This window comes from Confluentibacter sediminis, assembly GCF_003258355.1.
Classification (GTDB): Bacteria; Bacteroidota; Bacteroidia; order Flavobacteriales; family Flavobacteriaceae; genus Confluentibacter; species Confluentibacter sediminis.
Genome location: NZ_QKPO01000007.1, coordinates 19739 through 46305, shown reverse-complemented (window position 1 = coordinate 46305; position 26567 = coordinate 19739). Strand labels below are relative to the sequence as shown.

The 26567-nt window shown below is 31.8% G+C and carries 27 protein-coding genes and 1 tRNA gene; 16 read left to right on the top strand and 12 right to left on the bottom strand.

Annotated elements, in window-relative coordinates; all coding sequences use genetic code 11:
* The first annotated feature begins 8 nt into the window (after positions 1–8).
* Positions 9–2249, top strand: a complete 2241-nt coding sequence (locus tag DKT72_RS07295; RefSeq protein ID WP_111308080.1) for an ATP-binding protein — start codon at positions 9–11, stop codon at positions 2247–2249.
* Here the strand turns inward: DKT72_RS07295 and lpxK are convergent.
* A complete protein-coding gene (lpxK, locus tag DKT72_RS07290) occupies positions 2246–3250 on the bottom strand; it encodes a tetraacyldisaccharide 4'-kinase (protein ID WP_111308079.1) in 1005 nt (334 codons plus the stop codon). The genes DKT72_RS07295 and lpxK overlap by 4 nt on opposite strands.
* A 52-nt stretch (positions 3251–3302) precedes the next feature.
* Here lpxK and DKT72_RS07285 point away from each other — a divergent pair, with 52 nt between their 5' ends.
* The 4 genes from DKT72_RS07285 to DKT72_RS07270 all read left to right on the top strand — a co-directional run bounded on the left by DKT72_RS07285 (position 3303) and on the right by DKT72_RS07270 (position 6635).
* Positions 3303–4397, top strand: a complete 1095-nt coding sequence (locus DKT72_RS07285; protein WP_111308078.1) for a Nif3-like dinuclear metal center hexameric protein — start codon at positions 3303–3305, stop codon at positions 4395–4397.
* A gap of 3 nt (positions 4398–4400) precedes the next feature.
* On the top strand, positions 4401–5177 hold the full coding sequence (locus tag DKT72_RS07280; RefSeq protein ID WP_111308077.1) for a zinc ribbon domain-containing protein: 777 nt from the start codon (positions 4401–4403) through the stop codon (positions 5175–5177).
* 126 nt (positions 5178–5303) lie between these two features.
* A complete protein-coding gene (gene msrA, locus DKT72_RS07275; RefSeq protein ID WP_111308076.1) occupies positions 5304–5960 on the top strand; it encodes a peptide-methionine (S)-S-oxide reductase MsrA in 657 nt (218 codons plus the stop codon).
* Between the two features lie 6 nt (positions 5961–5966).
* A complete protein-coding gene (locus DKT72_RS07270; RefSeq protein ID WP_111308075.1) occupies positions 5967–6635 on the top strand; it encodes a hypothetical protein in 669 nt (222 codons plus the stop codon).
* 118 nt (positions 6636–6753) lie between these two features.
* Here DKT72_RS07270 and DKT72_RS07265 read toward each other — a convergent pair whose 3' ends face one another.
* Entirely contained in the window at positions 6754–7170 is a 417-nt protein-coding gene (locus DKT72_RS07265) for a (4Fe-4S)-binding protein (protein ID WP_111308074.1), read from the bottom strand.
* A gap of 94 nt (positions 7171–7264) precedes the next feature.
* On the opposite strand from DKT72_RS07265, the gene DKT72_RS07260 reads away from it, so the two are divergent.
* A complete protein-coding gene (locus DKT72_RS07260; RefSeq protein ID WP_111308073.1) occupies positions 7265–8047 on the top strand; it encodes an SDR family oxidoreductase in 783 nt (260 codons plus the stop codon).
* A 2-nt stretch (positions 8048–8049) separates the two neighbouring features.
* Positions 8050–8715, top strand: coding sequence for an O-methyltransferase (locus DKT72_RS07255; RefSeq protein WP_111308072.1), 666 nt, complete (start codon positions 8050–8052; stop codon positions 8713–8715).
* A 16-nt stretch (positions 8716–8731) separates the two neighbouring features.
* Here DKT72_RS07255 and DKT72_RS07250 read toward each other — a convergent pair whose 3' ends face one another.
* The 5 genes from DKT72_RS07250 to DKT72_RS07230 all read right to left on the bottom strand — a co-directional run bounded on the left by DKT72_RS07250 (position 8732) and on the right by DKT72_RS07230 (position 13642).
* Entirely contained in the window at positions 8732–9019 is a 288-nt protein-coding gene (locus tag DKT72_RS07250) for a Sec-independent protein translocase subunit TatA/TatB (protein ID WP_111308236.1), read from the bottom strand.
* A gap of 101 nt (positions 9020–9120) precedes the next feature.
* Positions 9121–11382, bottom strand: a complete 2262-nt coding sequence (locus DKT72_RS07245) for a M1 family metallopeptidase (protein WP_111308071.1) — start codon at positions 11380–11382, stop codon at positions 9121–9123.
* A 106-nt stretch (positions 11383–11488) separates the two neighbouring features.
* Positions 11489–11992, bottom strand: coding sequence for a DUF6702 family protein (locus DKT72_RS07240; RefSeq protein ID WP_111308070.1), 504 nt, complete (start codon positions 11990–11992; stop codon positions 11489–11491).
* A gap of 59 nt (positions 11993–12051) precedes the next feature.
* The gene (locus DKT72_RS07235) at positions 12052–12825 is read right to left on the bottom strand and encodes a peptidase associated/transthyretin-like domain-containing protein (RefSeq protein WP_162623263.1); all 774 of its coding nucleotides are present in this window, start codon (positions 12823–12825) and stop codon (positions 12052–12054) included.
* 19 nt (positions 12826–12844) lie between these two features.
* Entirely contained in the window at positions 12845–13642 is a 798-nt protein-coding gene (locus DKT72_RS07230) for a BamP family beta-assembly machinery protein (protein WP_111308068.1), read from the bottom strand.
* A 122-nt stretch (positions 13643–13764) separates the two neighbouring features.
* Between DKT72_RS07230 and pepE the strand changes: the two genes are divergently transcribed.
* A complete protein-coding gene (gene pepE, locus DKT72_RS07225; protein ID WP_111308067.1) occupies positions 13765–14472 on the top strand; it encodes a dipeptidase PepE in 708 nt (235 codons plus the stop codon).
* 30 nt (positions 14473–14502) lie between these two features.
* On the opposite strand, the gene DKT72_RS07220 is transcribed toward pepE, so the two are convergent.
* Positions 14503–14575 (bottom strand) — tRNA-Gly (locus DKT72_RS07220).
* 152 nt (positions 14576–14727) lie between these two features.
* Between DKT72_RS07220 and DKT72_RS07215 the strand changes: the two genes are divergently transcribed.
* The gene (locus DKT72_RS07215; RefSeq protein WP_111308066.1) at positions 14728–15186 is read left to right on the top strand and encodes a GNAT family N-acetyltransferase; all 459 of its coding nucleotides are present in this window, start codon (positions 14728–14730) and stop codon (positions 15184–15186) included.
* A 93-nt stretch (positions 15187–15279) separates the two neighbouring features.
* Here DKT72_RS07215 and DKT72_RS07210 read toward each other — a convergent pair whose 3' ends face one another.
* A complete protein-coding gene (locus tag DKT72_RS07210) occupies positions 15280–15672 on the bottom strand; it encodes an ankyrin repeat domain-containing protein (RefSeq protein WP_111308065.1) in 393 nt (130 codons plus the stop codon).
* A 1141-nt stretch (positions 15673–16813) separates the two neighbouring features.
* On the opposite strand from DKT72_RS07210, the gene DKT72_RS07205 reads away from it, so the two are divergent.
* The 3 genes from DKT72_RS07205 to rpe all read left to right on the top strand — a co-directional run bounded on the left by DKT72_RS07205 (position 16814) and on the right by rpe (position 18994).
* Positions 16814–17188 (top strand): hypothetical protein, encoded by a 375-nt coding sequence (locus tag DKT72_RS07205; RefSeq protein ID WP_111308064.1) that lies wholly within the window; start codon positions 16814–16816, stop codon positions 17186–17188.
* A gap of 80 nt (positions 17189–17268) precedes the next feature.
* Complete coding sequence (locus DKT72_RS07200) at positions 17269–18132, top strand: sigma-70 family RNA polymerase sigma factor (RefSeq protein ID WP_100610046.1); 864 nt, start codon at positions 17269–17271, stop codon at positions 18130–18132.
* Positions 18133–18331: 199 nt separating this feature from the next.
* The gene (gene rpe, locus DKT72_RS07195) at positions 18332–18994 is read left to right on the top strand and encodes a ribulose-phosphate 3-epimerase (RefSeq protein ID WP_111308063.1); all 663 of its coding nucleotides are present in this window, start codon (positions 18332–18334) and stop codon (positions 18992–18994) included.
* Here the strand turns inward: rpe and DKT72_RS07190 are convergent.
* The 3 genes from DKT72_RS07190 to DKT72_RS07180 form a co-directional block, all read right to left on the bottom strand.
* Entirely contained in the window at positions 18991–19413 is a 423-nt protein-coding gene (locus DKT72_RS07190; RefSeq protein ID WP_111308062.1) for a CBS domain-containing protein, read from the bottom strand. The two genes, rpe and DKT72_RS07190, sit on opposite strands and share 4 nt — an antisense overlap.
* Before the next feature lie 101 nt (positions 19414–19514).
* On the bottom strand, positions 19515–19931 hold the full coding sequence (locus DKT72_RS07185) for a CBS domain-containing protein (protein ID WP_111308061.1): 417 nt from the start codon (positions 19929–19931) through the stop codon (positions 19515–19517).
* 106 nt (positions 19932–20037) lie between these two features.
* Complete coding sequence (locus DKT72_RS07180) at positions 20038–20856, bottom strand: zinc-dependent peptidase (protein WP_235841635.1); 819 nt, start codon at positions 20854–20856, stop codon at positions 20038–20040.
* 372 nt (positions 20857–21228) lie between these two features.
* Between DKT72_RS07180 and DKT72_RS07175 the strand changes: the two genes are divergently transcribed.
* The 4 genes from DKT72_RS07175 to DKT72_RS07160 all read left to right on the top strand — a co-directional run bounded on the left by DKT72_RS07175 (position 21229) and on the right by DKT72_RS07160 (position 26563).
* A complete protein-coding gene (locus DKT72_RS07175; protein ID WP_111308060.1) occupies positions 21229–22797 on the top strand; it encodes a carboxylesterase/lipase family protein in 1569 nt (522 codons plus the stop codon).
* 613 nt (positions 22798–23410) lie between these two features.
* Complete coding sequence (locus tag DKT72_RS07170) at positions 23411–24016, top strand: TetR/AcrR family transcriptional regulator (RefSeq protein WP_111308059.1); 606 nt, start codon at positions 23411–23413, stop codon at positions 24014–24016.
* A gap of 122 nt (positions 24017–24138) precedes the next feature.
* Positions 24139–25491, top strand: coding sequence for a TolC family protein (locus DKT72_RS07165; protein ID WP_111308058.1), 1353 nt, complete (start codon positions 24139–24141; stop codon positions 25489–25491).
* Between the two features lie 7 nt (positions 25492–25498).
* Positions 25499–26563: an efflux RND transporter periplasmic adaptor subunit gene (locus DKT72_RS07160; RefSeq protein WP_111308057.1), complete on the top strand. Its 1065-nt coding sequence runs from the start codon at positions 25499–25501 to the stop codon at positions 26561–26563.
* The last annotated feature ends 4 nt before the right edge of the window (positions 26564–26567 follow it).

The following is a 26567-nucleotide window of genomic DNA, read 5'->3' as shown; positions in this document are numbered from 1 at the left end:
TGATTAATATGCCTCAAATTAAAAGACATTTATATGTTGTAATCATGCTAGTAAGCATGAGTATGTGGTCGCAAAAAACAATTGACGACGACCCTGAGATATTACAAAACAATATAGATTATCGTATTTCTCAATCTGAAATAGATATTGAAAACTACAACTATTTTGAAGCTCAAAAAAAACTTGACGATGCCTTAGAATTGGCTGTTAAATTAAACAATAAAAAAAGCATAGGTATCATTTATTCTAAAAAAGGTAAGTTACAACTTATTATAGAAGAACAAGATCAGGCTTTATTATCACTTAACAATGCTATTAAAGTACAACTTGATTCAAAAGACAACGCCAACCTTGCTGATTCTTATAAAACCTTGGGAGAGGTGTATTTAAGCAAAAAAGATAATCAACAAGCCTTAGACTATTTTATTTCAGCAAAAACACTTTTTGGACAAGAAGGGTTAAATAAAAATGTGGCAGAAACACTTTTTTTAGAAGGCAAAACCTATGTTAATCTAAAAAATTACAAACAAGCTAGAATTACGTTAGAACAATCTATTGCATTAGCAAAAAAAGAAGGCTTGGTAAAAATTGAAAGTGCTGCTTTAATAAACCATGGAAAAGTGTATGCCATTTTAGGTGACAATGAAAAAGCGCTAACATTTGCCAATGAAGGACTAAAAATAGCTAAAAGCTATAATTATCCCGATATTATTAATGATGGCTATGCTGTTGTAAGTGATATTTATAAAAATATTGAAAATTATAAAGCTTCAAATGATTATTTACGTGCTTACATAAAATTATCTGATTCCCTTAGAGCAGTTAAGAAAGCCAATTTATCTCCAGAGAAGAAAATTAAATCGTTAATGAACGATCAAATTGAAAAAAATAAAAAAACAGAAGAAGAATTAGTAGAAGCCACTAGTAAAAATGGCATAAACACCTTAATATCCATTTTAAGTGTCGCTTTAATAACCATATTATCGCTATTAACGCTTTCTCTTTATAAAAACAATAATATAAGATTAAAGACCAATAATATGTTGCATAAAAAAAATGCAGAACTTATTATAGCCAAAGAAAAAGCTGAATTAGCCTCAAAAACGAAAGCTAATTTCCTTTCAACGGTAACCCATGAACTAAGAACACCTCTTTATGCTGTTACAGGATTGAGTAATATGCTTTTAGACGAAAACCCTAGACCAGAACAAGTTCAGCATTTAAAATCATTGAAATTTTCTGGGGATTACCTATTAACATTCATTAATGACATTCTTCAAATAAATAAAATTGAAGCCAATAAAGTCGATATAGAACCCGAATCCTTTAATCTAAGAAAAAAAATAAACAACATCGTTTTAGCTTTAAATAATTCGGCTTTAGACAATAATGTTAAAATCCATTTTGAATACGACAAACATTTACCCGAAAATTTCATTGCAGACCAATTAAAAATTTCACAAATACTTATCAATTTAATTGGAAACTCAATCAAGTTCACTAAAGATGGGGATATTTGGATTAGAGTATATAAAATTGAGCAAAAAGACAATACATATACCCTTCGCTTTGAGGTTGAAGATAATGGTATTGGCATAAGCGAAGAAAAACAGGAAAACATGTTTGAAAGCTTCTCTCAAGGATCTATTCAAATAAATAGAAAATATGGTGGTACCGGTCTTGGTCTTTCTATAGTAAAAGGTTTAATTGATATTTTAAAAGGAAAAATATATTTAAAAAGTGAACTTGGAAAAGGCACGACGTTTTACTTTGAAATACCACTAGAATATACCGCTGAAAAAGAAAAAGATATTAGTGACAATAAAACAAATTTATTCGAAAATATCGACAATCTAGACTTAACGAACGTTAGAATACTGGTCGTTGAAGACAATAAGATCAATCAAATGATTACTAAAAAGATTCTAACTAAAATGAATCTCAAATGTGATATTGTTGACAATGGAGAAGATGCTGTAGACATGATTAAAGCCAATAAATTTGATATTGTTTTAATGGATATTCATATGCCAGGAATTAGTGGTATTGAAGCTACTAAAATCGTTAGAACTTTTGATAAAGAATTAACCATCTTTGCCCTTACTGCTGTTACTATTGAAGATAAAATGCATGAATTTGAAGAGGCTGGTTTTACAGATATTATTCCTAAACCATTCAAGCAAGAAGAGTTTGAGAAAAAACTTTATAACGCATTAGCTGCAAATAAAGACAAATCTACAACTGCTTAAGATGTCACAAAATCCTTAATTAATTTATTAAATTTTGGTTCATCATCCAAACCAATAACGATAGGTAAGTAATACAACTTGGACTCTAATGATTTAAAATGTTTTAATCTCATAAAATCTTTTTCGGTAGTTACAATCAATGAGTTTGTTTCTAGGTCTTTAATCTGTGTTTCTGTAAAATCATGATGATCCCCAAAGTTTAAATGATTAAAATTCAACTTTTTATCCTTCAAAAATTCAACCAAAGTATTTGCATTTGCAATTCCTGTTACCAAAGTAAAATCTTTTAAATCAATCAGATTTATATGTCTTTCAAAAGAGATAACCTCTTCTACGTATTCAATAAAACTAAAAAAAACATGCTGATCATTTTCAATATTTAATTTTTTAATAATTTTGGTTTTTTCACTTTCCCTTATGCTTTTTGGACATTTAGTAACTACAATAATATCTGCTCGTTTAGCACCATTTTTTGGCTCTCTTAAATTGCCGGTTGGCAACACAACATCATCCGTATACAGATTGCTATAAGTAGTAAGCAAAATATTAAATCCAGCTTTTACTTTTCTATGTTGGAAGGCATCGTCTAACAATATAACTTCTGGAGGATTAGCAAGTTTTCTTAAATTATCAATACCATTATTTCTATTAGCATCCACAGCAACTATAATGTCATTTTTAAATTTATCAAAAAACTGAAAAGGTTCGTCTCCTAAAGTATTAACGGTTGATGTTTCATCAGCCAAATAAAATCCTTTAGTTTTTCGTTTATAACCTCGGCTCAAAGTTGCTACTCTGTAATTATTCTTAAGTAAGCGGATTAAATATTCCACCATTGGTGTTTTACCTGTACCTCCAACACTCAAATTTCCAACACATATTATAGGAAAATCATATGACATAGATTTTTTAATGCCCAAATCATATAATTTATTACGCAAACTCGTTACCGCATAATAAATAGGCACAAAAGGAAATGTTATCTTTCTAATCAATTTCATCACAACAAAGTAAATATTTTATCTTTGTTTAATAATAAAAAATAGCATTTTTATGATTGTTCAAGATGTCATGAATCATTTAGAAGCATTGTCTCCTTTAGCTTATGCGGAAGATTTTGATAATGTTGGTCTTTTGGTAGGTAATAAAAACATGCCCATTACAGGAATACTTGTAACCCTTGATACGCTTGAAGCTGTTATAGATGAAGCCATTGAATCAAAATGCAACCTTATTGTTAGCTTCCATCCTATTATTTTTAAAGGTCTAAAAAAATTAACTGGCAAAACCTATGTAGAACGCGTAGTCATGAAGGCTATTAAACATGACATTGCCATTTATAGTATGCATACTGCCTTAGACAATGCTTTAAAAGGCGTAAATGACATGATTGTCAATCAGTTGGAATTATTAAACAAACAAATTTTAATTCCTCAAGCTCAAACTATAAAAAAGTTGACCACATTTGTCCCCATAAATGAAGCTGAAAAATTACGCCAATCTTTATTTAATGCCGGTGCTGGTAGTATTGGAAATTATAATGATTGCAGTTTTAATGTAGATGGTATTGGGACTTTTAATGGAAATGAACATTCAAACCCAACAATAGGAGAAAAAGGACGTACTCATTTAGAAAAAGAAACTCAAATCAACATTACATATGCCAAACATTTAGAATCCCAAATTCTACAAACACTGTTTAAAACACATTCATATGAAGAAGTTGCTTATGAAATTACAACACTTGAGAATAAAAATCAGCACATAGGCATAGGCATGATTGGTAATTTGAAAGCACCCATGACCGAAAAAGACTTCTTGTCCTATGTAAAAAACAAAATGAATACCAAACATATTAGACATTCGTCATTTTTAAACAAAAACATACACAAAGTGGCTGTTTTAGGTGGTTCTGGAAGTTTTGCTATTGAAGCTGCTAAAAATACTGGAGCTGATGCTTTTATAACCGCCGATTTAAAATATCATGACTTTTTTATGGCTGAAAACAGCATACTTTTAGTAGATATTGGTCATTATGAAAGTGAGCAACACACAAAAAATCTTTTAGTTGCATATCTTACAAAAAAAATCACTAATTTTGCAGTCGTTTTATCAAAGACAATTACCAATCCTGTTAAGTATTTTTAAAGTATGGCTAAAAAAGAACAAACTGTTGAAGAGCGCCTAAGAGCTTTATACGATTTACAACTCATCGATTCTCGTATAGATGAAATAAGAAATGTTCGTGGAGAACTTCCTTTAGAAGTTCGTGATTTAGAAGATGAAGTTGCTGGTTTAAATATAAGATTAGAAAAACTTGTATCTAGCTTACAAGTAACTGATAATGATATCGTTTCTAAAAAGAACCTTATTGAAGAATCTAAATCTTTAATGAAAAAGTATGCTGAGCAACAGAAAAATGTTAGAAATAACAGAGAATTCAATTCGCTTACTAAAGAAATCGAGTTTCAGGAATTAGAGATTCAATTGGCTGAAAAACATATTAAAGAATACAAAGCTCAAATTGAACAAAAAAAAGAAGTTATTGCTGAGACTAAAGAGCGTTTAAAAGAGCGAGAAACTCACCTTAAACACAAAAAAGGCGAGCTTGATGCTATTTTAGCCGAAACAGAAAAAGAAGAACAAGCTTTAATAGAGAAGTCTCAAGATTATAAAGAACAAATAGAGGAGCGTTTAGTGGCAGCTTACGACAGAATTCGTAAAAATGTAAAAAATGGTTTAGCAGTTGTAGCTATTGAAAGAGGTGCATCTGGAGGTTCATTCTTCACGATTCCACCACAAATACAAGTAGAAATTGCTTCTCGTAAAAAAGTCATTACAGATGAACACAGTGGTAGGATTTTAGTGGACGCTGTATTAGCTGAAGAACAAAAAGAAAAAATGGCTAAATTGTTTTCTAAACTATAATCCATTAAAAATAATATACTTAAAGCCTTCATAAATTATGAAGGCTTTTTTATTTTAAGAAAACTTTCACAAACAGATATATAAGTTTTTCTAACTTTATACGACTAGATAAAGAAAATCATTATCATGAAAAACACCCTATTCGCCATAGTGCTTACTATTTTATTTAGCTGTCAAAACAAAGCCCAAAACAATCAAAATCAAGAAATTAAAGATGCTAAACCTGTAGAAGTTCCTTTAAAAAACGGCAAAGCTCGAGCCTATTTTTCAAGTGGCTGCTTTTGGTGTGTAGAAGCGGTATATGAAAGCATTAAAGGTGTAGATGAAGCTATTAGTGGTTATTCAGGTGGTCATACTAAAAATCCAACTTACGAAGACAGTAATACTGGAAGAACTGGACATGCAGAAAGTGTTGAAGTTATTTATGATCCCAAAGTGGTAAGTTTTGAAACCTTAGTGGATGCCTACTTTGCATCGCAAAATCCAACACAGGTTAATGGACAAGGTCCTGATATGGGGTCTCAATATCGCTCCATTATTTTTTATCAAAATGATGAACAGAAACAAATCATTCTAAAAAAGAAAGAAGCTTTAGCAAAAAAATTAAATGCCAAAATCGCCGCAGAAGTATATCCATTTCAAAAATTTTGGGTGGCTGAAGATTATCATCAGAATTATGAAAGATTACATCCAAATCAAAGTTATATAAGAAGTGTATCTATCCCTAGATTAAACAGATTTAAAGCTAATTTCCCTAAAGAATTATTAAAAAGTAATCATTAATATCTTATGAAAAACGTCTTTCTGATTATTGCCATAGCTTTATTTGTCTCTTGCAAACAAGCTTCAAAAAATATAACAGAAGTTAAGGAATTGAGCGTTGCTGAAAAAATCGCAAATGCTCATGGCTACGAACATTGGAAAAACGTTTCAAAAATCGAGTTTACTTTTAATGTAGATAGAGATAGCAGCCATACAGAACGTTCATGGATATGGAAACCAAAAAGTAATGACGTATCTTTTTGGTCAAAAAAAGATTCCATAATATACTACAATAGAGGCCAAATTGATTCAGCTAAAATAAATATTGACAAAAGCTTCATTAATGATAAATTTTGGTTGCTTGTACCTTTCCAATTAGTTTGGGATAATGGCACCTCTTTTTCAGAACCTATTATAAGTGAGGCTCCTATAAGCAAAACAAAAATGAATAAAGTTACATTAACTTACCCAAGTGACGGTGGTGGATATACCCCTGGTGATGCTTACGATTTATATTATGGAGATGATTTTTTAATTAAAGAATGGGTATTTAGAAGAGGAAATAATGAAAAACCATCCATAGTAAATACCTTTGAAAACTATAAAATCTATAATGGGTTGAAATTAGCAACAGAACATAAAATGGCCAATGGCATGAATATACACTTTACTAATATTAAAGTAACTTTAGAATAATTTTTTATAATAAGTCATCCAACTTTAAACTTCAACCGTATATAATATAAATATCCCGCATTAAGCGTCTATATATATTTAAAAGCTCTTTAATCATTGGTTAAAGAGCTTTTCTTTTCTACCCCATAAAAGATTCTTTTATATGTGTACCGTCACAATAGGGCTTGTTATTTGAACCACCACATCTGCAAAAAGCCGTCGTTTTATTTTTAGTTTCTTTCGTGCCATCTTTATAGGTTACATTTAAAGTACCATAGACCAATAAAGGTCCGTTTTCAAGAACCTCTACTTTGGTTTCTAAATGCTCTGCTTCTTTGTTTCCATCGCCATTCATATAATAACTTAAAGCGCCAGAAGGGCATTGTTTTATTTGATTCACCAACACATCAGTTGTTGCCGCATCAATAGTGATCCAAGGGCGTTCTTTAGGCTTAAAGACACTTGATAATCCTCTAGCACAAATAGCAGAATGAATACATTTTTCTGGTTCCCAAACTATGGTGACTTCACCATTTGAATATTCTTTAGTTTTCATCTCGTTCAAAAGTTTTAATAAATTTACAAAAAATGAATATTAAAGTTCCCCAAAATTCTATTCGCCATTTCTTATTTTTGCTGTAAACAAGATTATGAATTTAAATTTAGAAAATAAGCATGCTTTAGTCTGCGGCAGTACCCAAGGCATAGGAAAAGCCACAGCAATAGCATTAGCACTGGAAGGCGTTCAGGTTACTTTAGTGGCTAGAAATGAAGATAAATTAAAAGCCGTTTTATCTGAATTACCCCACACTGAAAACCACAGCTATATTGTAGCCGATTTTTCAAGTCCTGAAGATTTAAATTCTAAAGTAGTTTCGTTCATTAAAAATAATCATGGATTTCATATTCTAGTAAATAATACAGGTGGTCCAAAAAGCGGAACTATTTTAGAGGCTGCTATTTCAGAATTTGAAATGGCTTTTACCCAACATATAAAATGCAATCATTTGTTAGCTCAAGCCGTAATTCCTTTTATGAAAACTGAAGGTTTTGGCAGAATTATAAATATTATTTCAACCTCGGTTAAAGAACCCATTGCTGGTCTTGGCGTAAGCAATACGATTAGGGCGGCTGTTGGTAATTGGAGTAAAACATTAGCGACCGAAGTCGGTGCTTTAGGAATCACTGTAAATAATGTGCTTCCTGGTTTTACGGATACCGAACGCATCGCTGAAATAACAAAAACGAAAGCCAAAAGCGAAGGGATTTCATTTGAAGAAATGAGTGAAATAATGAAAAATTATGCTCCTGCAAAACGGTTTGCAACACCTAATGAAATTGCAAATGCGGTTGTTTTTTTAGCAAGTGAAGCCGCTAGTTATATAAATGGCATTAATCTTCCTGTTGATGGAGGCAGAACAAAAAGTCTTTAAATATGCATTTTATACCAGAAGAACTAGATGATTATGTTGTAAAACATTCTGAAGATGAACCCAAATTGTTACAGCAACTTACTAGAGAAACCCATCAAAAAATGTTGCAACCACGCATGTTAAGTGGACATTATCAAGGCAGGTTATTGAGTATGATTTCTAAATTGGTAAACCCTAAAAACATTTTAGAGATTGGAACCTACACAGGTTATTCTGCTTTATGTTTAGCGGAAGGCATGCAAGCTTCAGGCGAATTACATACTATTGATATTAATGAAGAATTGGTGGATTTTCAAAGAAAGTATTTTGACAAATCCGAATATGGTGATAAGATATTTCAGCATTTAGGTAATGCTTTAGATATTATTCCCAAACTAGACATAACATTTGATTTGATTTTTATTGATGCCGATAAAGACAATTATCCAAACTATTTTAATGTTATTATGGATAAACTGAATGCTAACGGTATTATATTGTCTGATAATGTATTATGGAACGGAAAAGTCATTGAACCATTACGAGACAATGACATTTCGACTAAAGCATTACTAGAATACAACAACATGTTAAAAGAAGATACACGTATTGAAACTGTAATACTCCCTATAAGAGATGGCCTAACAATAAGTCGTAAAATACCTTTAACAGAGAACTACACCTTATGAAAGAAAACTGTTTTATTTAGAGTTTACGTTTTACAGAACCCGTAAAATCATCCAGATTTTCTTTAGCCTCATTAAGTTCTTTAGTGATTTCTTTAGTAATATTAGTATCGATACCGTTTTTCTCTGCGGTTTTGGTTATTTCATGTTTAATGTCGTTAGTAGCATCTTTAAGAACCCGCATACCTTTGCCTAAACCTCTAGCTATTTCCGGTAACTTATCTGCACCAAAAACCATAACAGCAATAAATAAAATAAATGCTATTTCGCCGCCGCTAATAAATAATAATGTTGGTTGTAGTATCACAATACAAATATATGGAGTTGAATCTATACTATAAAAAAAATCTTGTTTATTAATAAAAACATTAACAAACAAGATTTATAAAATCAATACATAGTTATTAATTAACTCTTTACCTTATCCTTAAACTTATCAAAATCACTTTCTTCAACTTGTTTTGGCCAAGTGTTGTTTGAGGTATCAACATCCGCTGTTTCTAAATCTGGGTCTACAACAATAGACGTTATTAATTTTTCTGTTTTATAAACCTTCTTAACTTCATTTTCGTCGTATCTCCAAATTTGAGCAGGGTATGTTTTTCTATCTTTAGTACCATCTTCATAAGTTATTTCTACAATTATAGGCATTACCAATCCTCCTGGCTTTTCAAAAGTAACTTCATAAAAATAGTTTGGAGCGTTATTCAAGTCTTTCTTTTCAGCATCTGATAAACCATCTAAATAATCCTTTAAAAATTTAAAATCAGATATTTTCTTTTCGTCTTTTGCCGCAACACCGTCTTTAGCTTCTGCGTAATAAACTAATTTATCTTTATATTCATCAAGATTCATGTTATTTCTCTTCGCGGTCTCGATGGCTAATTCAGTAGGTTTATCTGTTAAGTAATATCTTTTAACATCTTTAACGCCTATATCATTATAGTCAGTCGTATAAAACCATCCTCTCCAAAACCAATCTAAATCCATAGCAGACGCATCTTCCATAGATCTAAAAAAGTCAGCAGGTGTTGGGTGTTTGAACATCCAACGTTGAGAGTATGTTCTAAATGCATAATCAAACAATTCTGTCCCCATAATGGTTTGTCTTAACATATACAAACCAGCAGCTGGTTTTGTATAAGCATTTGGGCCAAATTGGTATACATAATCTCCTTGTGACATGATGGGAGATAAATAACTTTGATCGCCTCCCATGTATCTCACAATATCTTTAGGTAGATTTCCTGTGATATAGTTTGGATCGTAATCTAGCTCTGCTAGAGTCTCAACAAATGAGTTTAAGCCTTCGTCCATCCAAGTCCATTGACGCTCATCGCTATTGACAATCATAGGAAAAAAATTATGACCAACTTCATGAGTAATGACTCCAATCATTCCTCTTTTTGTACGTTCTGAATAGGTGCCATCTGGATTCGGCCTTCCGTAATTAAAACAAATCATAGGATATTCCATACCTTGTCTTTCTGAATGTACAGATACAGCTTTGTTATAAGGATAGTCGAAAGTAAGTTTAGAATATTCTTCTAGTGTATTAGCAACAACTCTTGTTGAATGTTCTTCCCATAAAGGATTACCTTCTTTCGGATAAAGCGATATGGCCATTACGGGACGTCCGTTAATATTCACAGCCATGGCATCCCAAATATATTTTCTGGATGATGCAAAGGCGAAATCCCTAACTTTATTAGCTTTAAAATGCCATGTTTTTGTTTTAGTACTTCTCTCTTTTTCAGCTTTTTTGGCCTCTTCTTGGGTAACAATAAATACAGGATCTTTAAATGATTTTTTCGCTTGTTCAAAACGTTTAAGTTGCTCTTTTGTCAAAACTTCTTTTTCATTTTGCAACTCTCCTGTAGCTTCTAAAATATGATCCGCTGGCACTGTTAACTTAACATCAAAATCCCCAAACTCTAGAGCAAATTCGCTACGGCCCCAAAACTGCATATTTTGCCAGCCTTCAACATTATCATACACACAAAGTCTTGGATAAAATTGTGCAATGGTATAATTATTATTCCCGTCAGGAAAAGTTTCTAACCCAGAACGCCCGCCATCAACATTTATATCGTTTATGTTATAGTTCCATTTAACACTAAACTTAAAAACTTCACCTGGAGCCAAAGGCTTAGGCAAATTAATTCGCATCATGGTTTGATTAATGATATGTGATAGATCTGAACCATCTTCATTTTTAACATAATCAATATTAAAACCTCCATCGAATGGTTTTTTTAAGTTAGATTTTGTAAATGTTTGAGGCCCGCTAAATGGTGAATTAAAACTTTCTGAATTAATATCTGGTGTTTTAGAGTTTCTGGCTCTCATGTTTTGATCTAACTGAACCCATAAGTATTGTAGATAATCTTTAGAATTGTTATGATAGGTTATAATTTCATCACCAAAAATTTGATTTTTTGATTCATCTAAACGAACATTTATAGTATAATCAACTTGTTGTTGCGTATACTGATGGCCAGGCGCTCCCGAAGCTGTTCTTGTTTCGTTTGGGGTAGGCAAAATATCTTTCATTTGCCTAAACTTGTTTTGATCTGTATGCCCTTGTGGCCTAGGCTTCTCTTGTTCTTGTGAAAACACACTTAAAGAAATGAAAAAGACGGATAAAAAATAACACTTCAGTTTAATCATTTTGAGCTTTGTTTTTAAATTATAATTAGCATCACGCTAAATTCATTATTATTTTTTTACAAAAAAAGCTATTTTACAATAAATAACGAAACAAACAAACATTTATTTAGTTAAACTTTAACACGGTGTCGTTTTTATCTATTGTTTGAATGACACTTTTTTCTTTTGAGTTTATTTTTGTTTTAATAATGTTTTGCTGGTTATTAAAAAAATCGAATAAAACTTGATTACTTATTTCAAAAGATTGAATGTTTTTTACACCTTGTATTTCCATATAACATTTGACAATGTCGGTATCATATTCTTTACCTATAAAAGAGATATTTACTTCTTTATCATTAATCTTTATTTTTATTTTTTCTTTTAAATATGTCTCTATATAATCATTTATAGATTTAGGTTCATTTTTTTCTGCCAATGTGATGGTTTTATCATATTCTACTCTCAATAATTCTTCTAAATCATCTATGAAAATTCTAGAAATTATTTGAACCGATTGTTTTTCTTGTACATATTCAATTTGTGTGACGCTTATATAATATTTATGCATCGTTGTAAATGCAAAAAAAGACAATGCAAATACCAAGAAAGTGATTTTAAAAAACTTCATGTCAATATTTTAGGGCTAAGATAATTATATTTTAATGTTTCAAAAGCATTCTAAAGTTGTTAATCTTCAGTTTCATTTCTGTTTTCTAAATATTGTTTGTATTTCATTCTCAAAAATTCAAATATTTCAAAATCAGTTTGATTTTTACAATATTTAATGAAATTCTCATCATCTCCACAGAAATAGAAAAACTCCATTCTTAAATCGTCCTCCAGTGGGTTTGAAGCAAAGAAATCTTTGCCTAGGCGTCCTTTTATACTTTGTATTAATACTTCATTTTCTTCAAGTTTAACCATGCTTTTCAGCCGTTTTGTTCTACCCGAAATGGCATTTATAAGAGCCGTTGCAGATATTGAAACTCCAACCCCTCCTAAAGAACCTCCCAATTTAGGATCAAGGCTTGATGCTTCACTTAACCTTCGCTCGCTTTGTGTTGCTATTTTACCCGTATAACCTGGTATGCCAACGTCATAAAAATTAATAGGTGGCTTCCCTTCAATATTTTGAATGTCTTTAAGCAAATCTCCACTTAACAAATTACCAACAGTAACTTCTTTGAGTTCATTAATGTGTCCTTCTAAATTTACCTTAATTACTTTTAGCAATAGGATATTTTTATCTATAACCACATATTTTGTTTTGTGCAACATAGAAGAAAACTGTAGAGTATCATTTAATTTAACCAAAATTTTAAATTCACCCTTAGCATTTGTTATAGCATAATTATAGGTGGTTTTGTTTATAATATTAACATTTTCTACACTTACATAGCTTTTTACAATTCCTACAATTTCAGCAGATTGAGACATTCCTAAATGAAACCATAATAACATTATTAAAAGTACAAGATGCTTATTTTTTAACATGGGATTGCTTTAAAAATAATTCACTTTGCTTTACTAAAAAATCAATCAATTCAAATTCATGTTTACCATCTAATAATTCTTGGGACATACCATTATTTTCAACAAAAGCAATAAATCCTTCTACTTGTGTTTGCGGAATATTAAATGTTTCACCTATATGCTTTTGGGAATAAATATCTATTAATAATTTAGGTCTTTCATATTTGGGTTTATCGTCCGGATAAGTACGCTTCTTTGGTTTAAATAACAAGCTCGCTATTTTAACAAAATCCGCACCATTGTAAAGTCCACCCTTGTTGGTCATAGCATTTAAGTCTTTTGTAACTTTAAAATCCTGAAAAGACCTATCATCGTATAACTCTAAAGCATTGATGCTACCTATATTCATCTCTATTTTAGGCGGCAATTGAACATTATCAATATCAACCAATAAATTACCCGATAAACCATGCGTTAATAAAACCGCATTAAGTTGATTAACTTGTTCTACCAAGTGAATCTTAATTGATTTTAATTCTATCACTTCTTTTGTTATATTGACGATTTGGGTTCCAAATTGTAAGGCAGAAATTTCAATAATATCGTTTTCTGCAACAGCTAAAACAAATTCCCCTTTATTATTTGTTATAGTACCTTTATTGGATGATTTATTGTAAACCGTAATAGCTTCAACATCATCACTATCGGCAAAAATCAAACCATTTAAACCTACCCTTTTAATGGTTTGTGCCAGCAAAGAGGATGATATGGTGATAAATGAAATTAAAAGTAGTTTTTGCTTCACCCATTTTTATTTAAAATACTTAAATATAAAGAACGTTCTTCAAATCTTAAATAAAATGTAAATTGCGTATAAATTTTTGTTAAAACTAACATATACTTAGCTTTACATAAAAATTAACTTATATGAAACATATCATTATAGCAAGTACGTCAACCCTTCATGGCAGCGGTTATTTAGAATATCTTTTAGATGATTTAATCATTTTTTTTAAAGATGCTTCTGAAATCCTATTTATTCCATATGCCAGACCAAGTGGGATATCTCATGACGATTACACAAAAAAAGTGTCTGAGGCTTTTTTAAACATAAATAAGCAAGTAAAAGGGATTCATAGCTTTGAAAACCCAGCGGAAGCAATAAAAAATGCCCAAGCCATTTTTGTGGGTGGAGGAAACACGTTTGTTTTATTATACCAATTATATAAAAATAATTTAATAACCATTTTGAACGACACCGTAAAAAAAGGAACACCGTATTTAGGTACCAGTGCAGGGAGTAACATTTGTGGGCTAACAATCAAAACAACTAACGATATGCCCATTATATATCCACCGAGTTTTAATGCTATTGGTTTCGTTCCCTTTAATATAAATCCACATTATTTAGACCCAAATCCTGACAGCAAACATATGGGTGAAACCCGCGAAACTAGAATACAAGAATTCCATCATTTTAACACACCACCCGTTATTGGTTTACGTGAAGGAAGTTGGTTGCAAGTAACAGATAATTCGATACTATTAAAAGGCGATTTAACGGCTAGAATATTTGAACAAAACAAAGCACCCTATGAAGTTACTCCTGATACTGAATTAAATACCTTAAAATAAAAAAGTTTCATCTTTTAGATGAAACTTTCGAGCGGGAGACCGGGTTCGAACCGGCGACATTCAGCTTGGAAGGCTGACGCTCTACCAACTGAGCTACTCCCGCAATTATGGCGCAAATATATACAAACTAAACTTTCATTTCCAAGAAAAAAAGCAACTTATTAAAAAAATTATGGAATATTTTTAGATGAAAATAAAAAACGCCTCTAAGTAATTATTTTGTTTAAGTTTGGAAAATCATTAAAATCTATTTTTATGCTAAAAAATTCAAATTATAGAATTGAGCTAATAACCTCAGAAGAAGCTTGGTCTATAAGACAGCCTGTTTTACGTGAAGGAAAGTCAATTGAAGCTTGCATTTTTGATGGAGATGATTTTGAAACCACGTTTCATGTGGGGTTATTTATGGCCGATAGGTTAATTGCTGTGGCTACATTTATGAAGAATTCTAATAAATTATTTTTAGAAAACAATCAGTTTCAATTACGTGGCATGGCTGTATTAAAAGTGTTTCAAGGAAATGGTTATGGTCACCATATTTTAAAATTTGGAGAATCAATTCTTGCAAAACAAGGTGTGAAAATGATTTGGTGTAATGCTAGAAAAATTGCAGTTCCTTTTTATCAAAAAAACAATTACACCATAAAAGGAGACTCCTTTATTATCCCTGAAATTGGAATTCATTATGTTATGGGTAAAACTTTAGGAATATAACATTGGACATCTAAACATTTTAAATAAAAAAAACCCTGAATTTCAGGGTTTAAAGAGTGACTAACTCAAATAATTAAATATTATCTATAATTATTATTTTTTCATGGCTTCTTCTATTATTGCTTTAGCATCATCTGCTTTGTGCAATTCTGCATATTTTAAAGCCGTCATACCTTTGTCTGATTTTGCTTTTAAATTAGCTCCATTTGCTATTAAAAGATTTAAAATATCAATTCTATTGTACTTGGCAGCATACATAGCTGGCGTCATACCATCAGATTTTTGATTGACATCCGCGCCTAATTCTACCAGTTTTTTTACTGTTTCAAAATCACCTTTAGCAATAGAAATGCAAAATGGGCTTACTTTAAAACTTGTTGAAATTTTAACGCTTTGGTTGTTTAAAGTGTTAATACTTGAATTAGCTTGTATTGTTGCTACAGAGAAACATAAAGCGATAGCGGAAATAATGATTGTTTTTTTCATGATGAAAGATTTTAATTTATTGTTTTTTGATATACTTAAGAGACGACTGTTTTTTTGTTCTGTTACACTAAAAATTATTTATAACTCATTTTTAACATCAAGTTTACAAATCATTAATGCCTTACGGTCATAATAATATTTTTTTAATTTTCTCATTTTCATTTCCTTAAAACAGATAATTATAGCAGTATTTAATTCGAATTCAATAATCAAAATTAACAGAGCCATTGATAAAAAATATTAAAAAACCCCATTCAAATTTATTACTATACGTCTTATAAAAATTGTTTGTAAACTATATGTAATAGTTCCAGTACAAACCAGTTGCGTCCGTATCGTACAATGAATTACCAACACGTACCATTATAGTGGCCGCTTATAATAAATTCATTCAAGAATGTTGGATATAAGCTTTGCATTAAGCTTCGACTTTGTACGTTTCGCAGAAATCAGTTTGAATTCAGTCCTATGGTCAATCTGGAGCTTTAACGGCTTACAGAAGTGATGCTGTTATCAAAAGCTTACCTAATGGGAAACCATCAGATATTTGGAGAGGATCGCGAGATAACCAACATGATATTAAAACAAGGAATACATGTTTTATTTCAAAAAATGCTATCGCTTATGTAAATGTGGCCGAAAATTATATTGGGTTTTATAAAACGTTTATTAAATGGGAAGAAGTAATGTTAAAGAGAATATTATAATGTCCAAATATGTTTTTATCGACTTTGGAAAAAGTAATAAATTCGGGAGCCGACTATCATTCACAAACCATGCTATAAGACTGATAATGAGCTGTTATTTCATCATATTCATTCTACTATTCGCTTTAATTCACCCATTACTTTTCTTAGAATATACTTATCAAATATTTTAATTGTACTTTCTCTATAGTATATTATGTTCATAAATATGAAATAAAAAGAAGCATTTTGTGCTTATTCATATCGCGTATTTCATACTCCTTTGCTTTATTTTGGATTACACCTTATGCCATTGCAACTTCCGGAATAAGAGATCGGTTAACAAGGGGCTTGTCTGAAAAAACAACGTCCGTTGAGTTAAAAGTTGTTAAAAATTTGCTTTTGTCCTCATTTTCATTATATTATGAAATAGACTTAATTTAAAAACTATAAATATGATTTCTGCAGACAAAGAAAAATATTCGGAAATATTAAACACTTCAATAACTTATCTGGAAAATCGTGGTTACGAAAATATAAAAGCTGATCACGATGGATTTGACATTCCAAAATCTTATTTAAAAAAGGGAAGCGATATTAGTATAACACCAGATATCGTTGCCAGCAAAGAAGGTAGAAAATATTTTTTTGATATTAGCTTAAAATCTGAAAAACCAAGATTACTAAAATCAAAATGGTTATTTCTTAACACTTTAAGCAAACTAAAATCTTATAGATTTAGATTAATTACCACTCGTGGTCATTATAAATTTACAGAAGACATGCTAGAAGACATAAACCTCAGCAACAAAAAATTAATAAAAATTTAATTTCCTGTAACATTATCTTTCTTTTGTACGTATAACTACTGAATAACAGTATTCATATTAAAAATACAGAAGAACTTTAGATGAGACAACTTAAAATTACCAAGCAGGTTACTAATAGAGAAACCGCTTCGTTAGACAAATACCTTCAAGAAATTGGGAAAGTTGACTTAATTACCGCAGACGAAGAAGTAGAATTAGCACAACGGATTAAAGCTGGCGATCAGGCTGCTTTAGAAAAATTGACAAAAGCTAATTTACGTTTCGTTGTTTCGGTGGCTAAGCAATATCAAAACCAAGGTTTAACATTGCCCGATTTAATAAACGAGGGTAATTTAGGTTTAATTAAAGCCGCTCAACGTTTTGATGAAACTCGTGGTTTTAAATTTATATCGTATGCTGTTTGGTGGATTCGTCAATCGATTCTTCAAGCTTTGGCTGAACAATCTCGTATTGTACGTTTACCTTTAAACAAAATTGGTTCTATTAATAAAATTAATAAAACATTTGCATTTTTAGAGCAAAGTCATGAGCGTCCACCAAGTGCTGAAGAGATTGCAAAAGAGTTGGATATGACTATTAACGATGTTAAAGAGTCCATGAAAAACTCTGGTCGTCATGTAAGTATGGATGCACCTTTAGTTGAAGGTGAAGACTCCAATTTATATGACGTATTAAATAGCGGTGAATCACCAAATCCAGATAGAGAATTGTTACATGAATCTTTACGTACCGAAATTGAGCGTGCGTTGGAAACTTTAACACCTCGTGAAGCAGACGTGATTCGTTTATATTTCGGTTTAGGCAATCAACACCCAATGACTTTAGAAGAAATTGGTGAAACATTTGACTTAACCCGTGAACGCGTACGTCAAATTAAAGAGAAAGCGATTCGTAGATTAAAACATACATCTAGAAGTAAAATATTAAAAACATATTTAGGTTAGTAATTGCAATAAGTTACGACTAAATAACAGTAACAAACAGTTACAACATAACTGTTCGTTTTTTGATTGATGAAAGAACCCACGGCTGATTACCGTGGGTTCATTTTTTATTCCTATCTCTAAATCCTTTTTCAAAGAAAGAGACTTCAAAAAGACTTTTCTATATTTGTATCAGAAAATAAAAACACCGCAAATACAAATGAACACTAAACTAATAGCACCTTCACTTTTAGCAGCAGATTTTGCTAACCTACAAAGAGATATTGAAATGGTAAACCAAAGCGATGCAGATTGGTTCCACATTGATATTATGGATGGTGTTTTTGTACCGAATATATCTTATGGCATGCCTGTTCTTGAAGCTATTACCAAACATACAAAAAAGACTGTTGATGTTCATTTAATGATTGTCGATCCTGATAAATATATAAGCACTTTTAAAAAATTAGGCACCAATAATTTAACCGTTCATTACGAAGCTTGCACACATTTGCATAGAACCCTTCAAGCTATTAAGTCCGAAGGTATGAAAGCTGGGGTTGCGTTAAACCCACATACAAATGTCAATCTTTTAGAAGACATTATTAATGATATTGATATTGTACTAATAATGAGTGTTAACCCAGGTTTTGGCGGGCAAAGCTTTATTGAGAACACTTACACCAAAATAAAAAACCTAAAAGAACTTATTGTTAAAAAGGGGGCTAAAACTCTCATAGAAGTTGATGGTGGCGTAAGTGCAGATAATGCTAAAACGCTTATTGATGCTGGAGCAGATGTATTGGTTGCGGGTAGTTTTGTTTTTAAAAGCACTAATCAGATTCAAACTATTTCTGAATTAAAAACTCTTGCAAATTCTTAAAATTGTTTCAACAAAAAATTTATTAAATCTGTTGTCGTTACTATACCTATTAAAATATTATTATCAACAATAGGCAAGGCATGAAATTCTTCTTTAGCAAAAATTTCAGCTACTTTTTTAACGGATGTAGATGATGACACACAGGTTAATTTTTTAGTCATTACTTCTTCAATAGTTTTATTAGATCTAACCAATGCGTTCATTGAAGAATCTTTCTCATCTTCACTATCATTCCATAATCCAATCCGTTGTAAATCTGTTTTACTAAGCATGCCAATAATTGACTTACTATTTACAATAGGAATATGTCTTATATGATGAATCTTGAATAGGTATTCTGCATCTTCAAGATTATCCTCTTTTTCCAAGCAAATAACACTTTGTGTCATTATTGCAGAAACTGGAATCTTGCGTATCATAATGCTTTTTGGTTTATTGCTGACTATAAATTTAAGAATATAAACCTTCAGGAAGTATGATAAAAATCATACTTCCTGAACACAAAAAGTAGTTTTAATTTTTAAAATTTCTTTAAAAAATAATTTAACAAATCTGTAGTAGTTACAATACCAACTAAAATAGATTCATCTACAACTGGTAAAGAGTGAAAATTATTTTTAGTGATAATTTCTGCAGCATCTCTTATGGCTGTATTACTATCAATACATACCACGTCTTTAGTCATAACTTGTTCAATAGTAAATAAATTATAAATAACGGTTTCAATATCATGTTCATCCTTGGTTGTACTGGAATATCCTATTTTAAGTAAATCTGCATAGCTTAACATTCCAACAATAGATTCCCCACTAATAACAGGAAGGTGACTGATATTATATTTTTTAAAAAGAACTTCTGCTCTATTCAAATCTTCAGATCTGGATATTGCTATAATATTCTTCGTCATTATTTCTGAAACTGGTGTTCTTGTTACCATAAGACTGAATTTTAATAAGATGCTTAAAATTAAGACCAACCATGAAAACAAAACATGACATAAATCATGTTGTCTGATAAGATATCTGAAATTTTCAGAACACACTTTAATACCCTGAGACATCAAAATTGAGCATTTGCTTTACCTTCCCATAAATTTCCGGAAATTCGGACCTAAAATCCTGCGGTGTTTCAATAAAGTTTTCAATAGCTACCGCTAAAAACTCAAACTGATTGGTAAAGGCATATTTTCTGAAATATTTGGACGCCATCAACCTCGTTCTTAAATCATTTTTTTCGGCTAATAATTCTGAAAGTTCCTTAAAGGTATCGCTAAAAATTACGGAACTAATATCCCGTTCTTTAATACTATTTAAATGTATAGCGTGGGTAAATTCATGAATACCAAGATTCCTATTATCATTTTCTACACAAAAACCCTGTTTAAAATCTTCCCAAGATAATACCAGAGTTTCAAATTTCGGATTAAATTCCCCTTTATGATAGGTCTTGTTTGTATTTGAATAAAATTTGTTTGGGTATACCACTATTTTTGAAATAAGAGCAATATAAAAATCCCTAAATCCAAAAGTAAGCATCACAGCCGTGGCAGATATTAAAACCTTTATTTCATCGGTAATTATAACCCCCTCTCTACCAATAAAGTATTTATCTTTAATAAATAACGCTAACCGATGTTCAAAATAAGATTTTTGTTTATTAGACAGTTTCTTATAAAAATGAAAATTGTTAACTAGAATATGCTTTTGTTGCTGGTTAAGTTTCTTTAAAAATGGATAAAAATGAATGTAAAACGGTTTTCTATACCTTAATACATACGCGACTTCCATCATTTTTACGGCAAAATGGAAAATTATATAAACTAATACAGCTACAAAAACCCCTATAATTATCGTATTCCCCATAAAATATATTCTGCACTCAAACCATTTATTTAGCTCTATTCGAGTAACGCACTAATTAAACTAAAATTACAAAAGACAACTTTATAACATTCTTTTAATGTTAAAGATTAAAATAAAAATTCAATAATCAGTTTATATAAAGTCATTTACCTGAATGCAAAACAATAAGATTTTTATTTTAAAAATATGTCTTTAAAGCAAATAATCAGCATATATTATTAAATTTATATCATATAAAATACGACTTGCATATATATACTAGGTCCAAGTTATTGAAGTTTCATCATAACAACAACATATGTTCTTTTTACTAACCATGAAAATACAATAGGTATAATAAAAAAACCACTTAAACTAAATATATTACTAATTATGAAAAAAAACCTAATTTATTTTGCTGTATTATTTATGGCTCTTTTTGCTATTTCTTGTTCTCAACCTCTGCCTCCAGGCCAAGTAAAATTAGAAGATGGAGTGATTCAAGGTGTTATTGAAGACAGTTTAACTATTTTTAAAGGCATTCCTTTTGCTGCACCGCCAGTTGGTGATTTACGCTGGAAAGCTCCGCAGCCTGTTAACAAATGGGAAGGTGTAAAACAAACTACCGAATTCGCACCAGGTCCCATGCAAGGCGGAAATCCACCTTCAGGAAAAAGTGAAGATTGTTTATATCTAAACATCTGGTCTCCGGCTAAATCAGCAGATGAAAAAATTCCGGTATTGGTCTGGATCTATGGTGGTGGATTTAGTTTTGGAGCCACTTCTGAACCAACCTATAACGGTAAAAACTTAGCCAATAAAGGGGTTATTTTAGTTAGTATTCCTTACAGAGTTGGTCAATTAGGGTTCTTGGCGCATCCTGAATTAAGTGCAGAAAACGCTAATAATGTTTCAGGAAACTATGGCCTTTTGGATATGATTTCAGGTCTTGAATGGATTCAGAAGAATATTTCAGCATTTGGAGGAGATCCCAACAAAGTGACTATTTTCGGAGAATCTGCTGGTGGGATTGCTGTTAGTATGTTATCTGCTTCACCATTAGCCAAAGGATTATTCCACGGTGCTATTTCACAAAGCGGTGGTTCTTTTGGACCATCTCGTCCAACGACCTATCCAGGTGAAAACATGAAAACACTTAAAGATGCCGAAGCTGATGGCGAATCTTATCTTCAAAAAGTAGGCGTATCGTCGATTGCTGAGTTACGTAACGTTGAAGCAGATAAACTTCCATTAGGAATGGGAATGGGTGGCGGATGGCCTATTGTAGACGGGTATGTAATCCCAGACGATCAATATACTTTATATGAAGCAGGTAAATTTAACGATACCCCCATATTAGTTGGTTATAATTCTGATGAAGGTGCTAGCTTTACTCGTACCAATAACCCCGAAGAGTTTATCACTAGTGTCAAAGAACGTTATGGCAAATTCGCTGATGACTTAATAAAAGCTTATCCTGTAGGCGACAGTACCGTTCCTAAAACAGCACGCGATTTATCTCGCGATACAGCCTTTGGATGGCAAACATGGAGTTGGGCAAGGTTACAGTCAAAAAAAGGACAACATAAAGCATATTTATATTATTTCGACCAACACCCAGATTATCCAGAAGATTCACCCAATTACGGCAAAGGCTCTCCTCACGGTCAAGATGTTGCCTATGTTTTTATGAATTTGGATCCTTCAAATCCCCAAACAACGAAATCTGATCTTGAAATCTCTGAAGCCATGGGAACTTATTGGACAAATTTTGCCAAATATGGTCATCCAAATGGAAAAAATGTTCCAGAATGGCCGGCATTTAGTGATGCCAATCCAAAAGTTATGTATTTAGGTCCTACACCTCATATAGGTCCTGTACCAAGCGCAGCTTCGCTTGAGGTATTAGATGATTATTTTGAATGGCGACGAACACCAGAAGGCAAAGCTTGGGCTAAATAAAAACTTCAAGAACGCATCATAAAAGAAAAGGGGCTTTATTTAATGCCCTTTTTTTTTAAATTCCTCTTTAATATTTTTGAATACGGGTATTATTTAATCTCGTTTAAGTTCGGGCGTAAATATTTCTATTTTCTACACTCGTTTTGTTTTATATAATACTGTAAAACCTAATATTTATTGAAACCTAAAAATCACGTAATTAATAAAATAACATGGTTTTGTTACTAACCAATTTTAGTTTTGGTGAACGATATGGTACAGAATTCGAACCAATTAATATAAGATTTAAAATTTCTAGCTGATATACTGACCGCTTAAAAAAATTTTAATCACTTACTTTTCAGATAATTGTATATTTATTTCCCCTTTAGAAGCATTTTCACCTCTTTATTGCCTCTTTGAAAATATATTTTTCCAGTATATCTATCTCGTCATAAAATCCTTTTTTAACCTAAAATTATCATTGAAGCTAAAAGAGGATTTATTGTATACATACATTTTCTGGAGCTTCCATACAATTATATAGCGACAAGTTCTATTTATAAAAAAAAATTACCTTTTAGTTGTGAGTAAAACAATTCTTAGTATATTTGCATACCAAACGTTCGGTTTTATGAAAGACTCTAAAGGACAAATATTAAAAACCTCATTACTTCTTTTTTTACAAAAAGGTTTTAAAGAAGTAACGATGAAAGAAATTGTAAAAAGTTCAGGGTTTTCAAAAGGAGCTTTTTATCATTATTTCAGTAGTAAAGAAGAGGTGTTTAAAGAAGTGATAGATGTTTATTTCAGTCAAATGCTTCATTTTGACTACAATACTTTACCCTCCAATTCTTTACAATCATTTTATAAGGCCAATCTTGAGATTCTTCAAAACCGTGATATGATATTGAACAGTTGGTATAAGGAAACTTTCGAGGGAGATTTCCCCAATAATATGTATTATATTCTATTTGATGCCCTTCGCTTGTTACCAGAAATTAAAGAACAACAGACCAACAGGATTCAGGAAGAATTGAAGGCTTGGGAAAAAGTCATTACCAATGCAATGACTACCGGAGAAATCAAGACTAGGTTTTCACCTAAAAATTTAGCCAAGCAATTTGTATATAGTAGTGATGGAATTGCAATGCATATGATAATGATAAGCAGTTCTGATAAACTTTTTAATGAGGTAAAGGAAATCTGGGACAGTCTTTACGAAAGTGTAAAACCTTAAAAAAATTTACGTATCCACATACCGAATGGTCGGACTAACCACTCTTATGAATAAATAACTATTAATATAACAATTTTTTTAACCACAAACATACCGAACAGTCGGATTAAACAATAATTAATATGATAAAACACGGAAAACTTTTACTCCTCTTCGGAGTACTTCTCACTACTTTTCTGCAAGTAAATGCCCAGAAAACCAAGGATCTATCTTTAAAAGAGGCATTGAAATATGCACTTGAACACAAAGCGGACGCTAAAAAGACAGCATTGGATATCTCCAAAAGCGAATATCAAATTCAGGAAAAAAGGGCTGAGATATTGCCCACCATCGCACTAGATGGCAACCTGATTAATAATCCTATTCTTCAGAAAACAGCTTTACCTGGGGAAATTATGGGAAAGCCCGGTACCGTAATAATGGCACCTTTGGGACAAAAATGGAATGCCGATGGAGGAATCAATTTAACGCAAAAATTATTTGATCAATCGGTGTTTATCGGATTGAAAGCGGCAAAATCTACACGGGAGTTTTACCAGATCAATCAGCAACTTACGCAAGAAAATGTAATCGAAAAAGTAGCTTCGCAATATTACAGCACCCTCATTTTACAAGCCAATCTAAATGCAGTAGATACCACGTATCAAAATACTGTAAAGATTCAGCAAATTATTAAAAGTCAATTTGAAAATGGACTGGCTAAGGGAATAGATGTAAAGCGCATTCAGGTAAAAGTAGCTAACATTCAGGCGCAGCAACAAGAACTTCAGAATTCCATTCAAATCAGTAAAAATACACTTAAGTTTTTAATAGGTTTACCAATAGAGATGAAGATAACATTAACAGAAGAGCCTACTCCACTTCTACCTCAAATTGAAAAAGAAACTTTTGACGTAAGCTCACTCAATGCTTATCAATCGTTGGCGAAAGAGAAAGAGTTACGCCACTATGCGTTGCAGGAAAGTAGGGCGGACAATTATCCTACACTTAGTCTTAGTGCTCAATATCATTATCAGGGTTTAGGCGATACGTTTCCCATTGGTAAGGATGAAACTCAACAGGTGTACTGGACAGATTATTCCAATATTACCCTCAATCTGCACATCCCCATTTTTTCAGGATTTAAAACACGGGCTAAAGTACGGCAAGCGCAATTAGATGTGGAAGCCATTCAACTAGATATAGAAGATAAAAAACTATCGCTTCGGTCAGATTTCGAAAATGCAAAAAATCAAATCAGAAATAGTGAGATTACTATAGAAAATCAGCAGCAAAATGTAGTGCTGGCCAAAGAAGTGGTAGAAGATATTCAGAACAACTACACTAACGGACTCGCTCCGTTAACCGATGTCCTTGATGCCGAAACTTCCCTGACTGAAGCACAGAATAATTATAACAAAGCGGTACTCGATTATCGCCTAGCACAACTAAACTATTTAAAATCAAAAGGCGAATTACAAACCCTATTAAAATAAGCAGAAAATGAAAAAAATAATATACAGTATAATCCTAGGTACAATAGTCCTTGGTGGAGCGATATACATACTCCTTTCCAATAAAAAGCAAAATCAAGAGGAAACAAGGGTTATCACCGAAAAAAATGAAGCTATTAGTGTTAAGGTGGACACGGTAAAACGTATGGTTCCACAACTCACCTATAGTAGCAATGGTATCTTTGAGCCAGTACAACAATTGATTGTGACCCCAGAAACTACGGGTACTATTCAAAAAATAATGGTAAAGGAAGGCGATATGGTAACAATAGGACAAACCTTGGCATATCTTAAAAAAGACCAAGCAAATATTTCTCATCAGAATGCCAATGCCCATTACCAAAATGCCTTAGAAAATTACAACCGTTATCAAAGTGCCTTCAAAACGGGTGGGATAACAAAGGAGCAATTGGAACAGATGAAATTGCAGTTGGACAACGCCAAATCAACCTTAGAAAATGCCAATTTAGATGTGGAAGACACCCGTATTAAGGCCACTATAAATGGTATTGTAAATAAAAAATACATAGAACCAGGGACAGTCGTAAATACGGCTACATCACTTTTTGAAATTGTAGATATCAGCACCCTAAAACTTCAGGTAACCGTACCGGAACTACAAGTTTCCAATATTCAGGTCGGTCAGCAGGCACAGATACAATTGAGTGTATATCCAGATACAACCTTTACGGGCAACGTTTCTTTTATAGCCGCAAAAGCTGATAATGCTCTTAATTTTCCCGTAGAAATCATATTGAAAAACAAAATGACCTCCCCTATCAAAGCGGGAATGTATGCTACAGCATTATTTGAAACGCCATCTTCAGAAATTAAACCGGTAAAAGTCATTTCTCGAAATGCCTTTACCGAAGGACTGGGGGAAAGTGAAGTTTTCGTCGTAAACAGTAATAAGGTTCACCTACAAAAAGTACAAACCGGAAGAAGCTTTAACCATAACGTTGAAATCTTAAACGGATTGGAAGTTGGTGATGTCGTGGTAACCAGTGGACAAATCAATCTGGAGGATCAATCTCCAATACAAATTATTCAATAAAAGA

What these genes read in the sequence shown, in the direction of transcription:
- DKT72_RS07295 (WP_111308080.1), top strand. Translation starts at nt 9, where the DNA reads ATGCCTCAAATTAAAAGACATTTATATGTTGTAATCATGCTAGTAAGC.
- lpxK (WP_111308079.1), bottom strand. Translation starts at nt 3,250, where the DNA reads ATGAAATTGATTAGAAAGATAACATTTCCTTTTGTGCCTATTTATTAT.
- DKT72_RS07285 (WP_111308078.1), top strand. Translation starts at nt 3,303, where the DNA reads ATGATTGTTCAAGATGTCATGAATCATTTAGAAGCATTGTCTCCTTTA.
- DKT72_RS07280 (WP_111308077.1), top strand. Translation starts at nt 4,401, where the DNA reads ATGGCTAAAAAAGAACAAACTGTTGAAGAGCGCCTAAGAGCTTTATAC.
- msrA (WP_111308076.1), top strand. Translation starts at nt 5,304, where the DNA reads ATGAAAAACACCCTATTCGCCATAGTGCTTACTATTTTATTTAGCTGT.
- DKT72_RS07270 (WP_111308075.1), top strand. Translation starts at nt 5,967, where the DNA reads ATGAAAAACGTCTTTCTGATTATTGCCATAGCTTTATTTGTCTCTTGC.
- DKT72_RS07265 (WP_111308074.1), bottom strand. Translation starts at nt 7,170, where the DNA reads ATGAAAACTAAAGAATATTCAAATGGTGAAGTCACCATAGTTTGGGAA.
- DKT72_RS07260 (WP_111308073.1), top strand. Translation starts at nt 7,265, where the DNA reads ATGAATTTAAATTTAGAAAATAAGCATGCTTTAGTCTGCGGCAGTACC.
- DKT72_RS07255 (WP_111308072.1), top strand. Translation starts at nt 8,050, where the DNA reads ATGCATTTTATACCAGAAGAACTAGATGATTATGTTGTAAAACATTCT.
- DKT72_RS07245 (WP_111308071.1), bottom strand. Translation starts at nt 11,382, where the DNA reads ATGATTAAACTGAAGTGTTATTTTTTATCCGTCTTTTTCATTTCTTTA.
- DKT72_RS07240 (WP_111308070.1), bottom strand. Translation starts at nt 11,992, where the DNA reads ATGAAGTTTTTTAAAATCACTTTCTTGGTATTTGCATTGTCTTTTTTT.
- DKT72_RS07235 (WP_162623263.1), bottom strand. Translation starts at nt 12,825, where the DNA reads ATGTTATTATGGTTTCATTTAGGAATGTCTCAATCTGCTGAAATTGTA.
- pepE (WP_111308067.1), top strand. Translation starts at nt 13,765, where the DNA reads ATGAAACATATCATTATAGCAAGTACGTCAACCCTTCATGGCAGCGGT.
- DKT72_RS07215 (WP_111308066.1), top strand. Translation starts at nt 14,728, where the DNA reads ATGCTAAAAAATTCAAATTATAGAATTGAGCTAATAACCTCAGAAGAA.
- DKT72_RS07210 (WP_111308065.1), bottom strand. Translation starts at nt 15,672, where the DNA reads ATGAAAAAAACAATCATTATTTCCGCTATCGCTTTATGTTTCTCTGTA.
- DKT72_RS07205 (WP_111308064.1), top strand. Translation starts at nt 16,814, where the DNA reads ATGATTTCTGCAGACAAAGAAAAATATTCGGAAATATTAAACACTTCA.
- DKT72_RS07200 (WP_100610046.1), top strand. Translation starts at nt 17,269, where the DNA reads ATGAGACAACTTAAAATTACCAAGCAGGTTACTAATAGAGAAACCGCT.
- rpe (WP_111308063.1), top strand. Translation starts at nt 18,332, where the DNA reads ATGAACACTAAACTAATAGCACCTTCACTTTTAGCAGCAGATTTTGCT.
- DKT72_RS07190 (WP_111308062.1), bottom strand. Translation starts at nt 19,413, where the DNA reads ATGATACGCAAGATTCCAGTTTCTGCAATAATGACACAAAGTGTTATT.
- DKT72_RS07185 (WP_111308061.1), bottom strand. Translation starts at nt 19,931, where the DNA reads ATGGTAACAAGAACACCAGTTTCAGAAATAATGACGAAGAATATTATA.
- DKT72_RS07180 (WP_235841635.1), bottom strand. Translation starts at nt 20,856, where the DNA reads ATGGGGAATACGATAATTATAGGGGTTTTTGTAGCTGTATTAGTTTAT.
- DKT72_RS07175 (WP_111308060.1), top strand. Translation starts at nt 21,229, where the DNA reads ATGAAAAAAAACCTAATTTATTTTGCTGTATTATTTATGGCTCTTTTT.
- DKT72_RS07170 (WP_111308059.1), top strand. Translation starts at nt 23,411, where the DNA reads ATGAAAGACTCTAAAGGACAAATATTAAAAACCTCATTACTTCTTTTT.
- DKT72_RS07165 (WP_111308058.1), top strand. Translation starts at nt 24,139, where the DNA reads ATGATAAAACACGGAAAACTTTTACTCCTCTTCGGAGTACTTCTCACT.
- DKT72_RS07160 (WP_111308057.1), top strand. Translation starts at nt 25,499, where the DNA reads ATGAAAAAAATAATATACAGTATAATCCTAGGTACAATAGTCCTTGGT.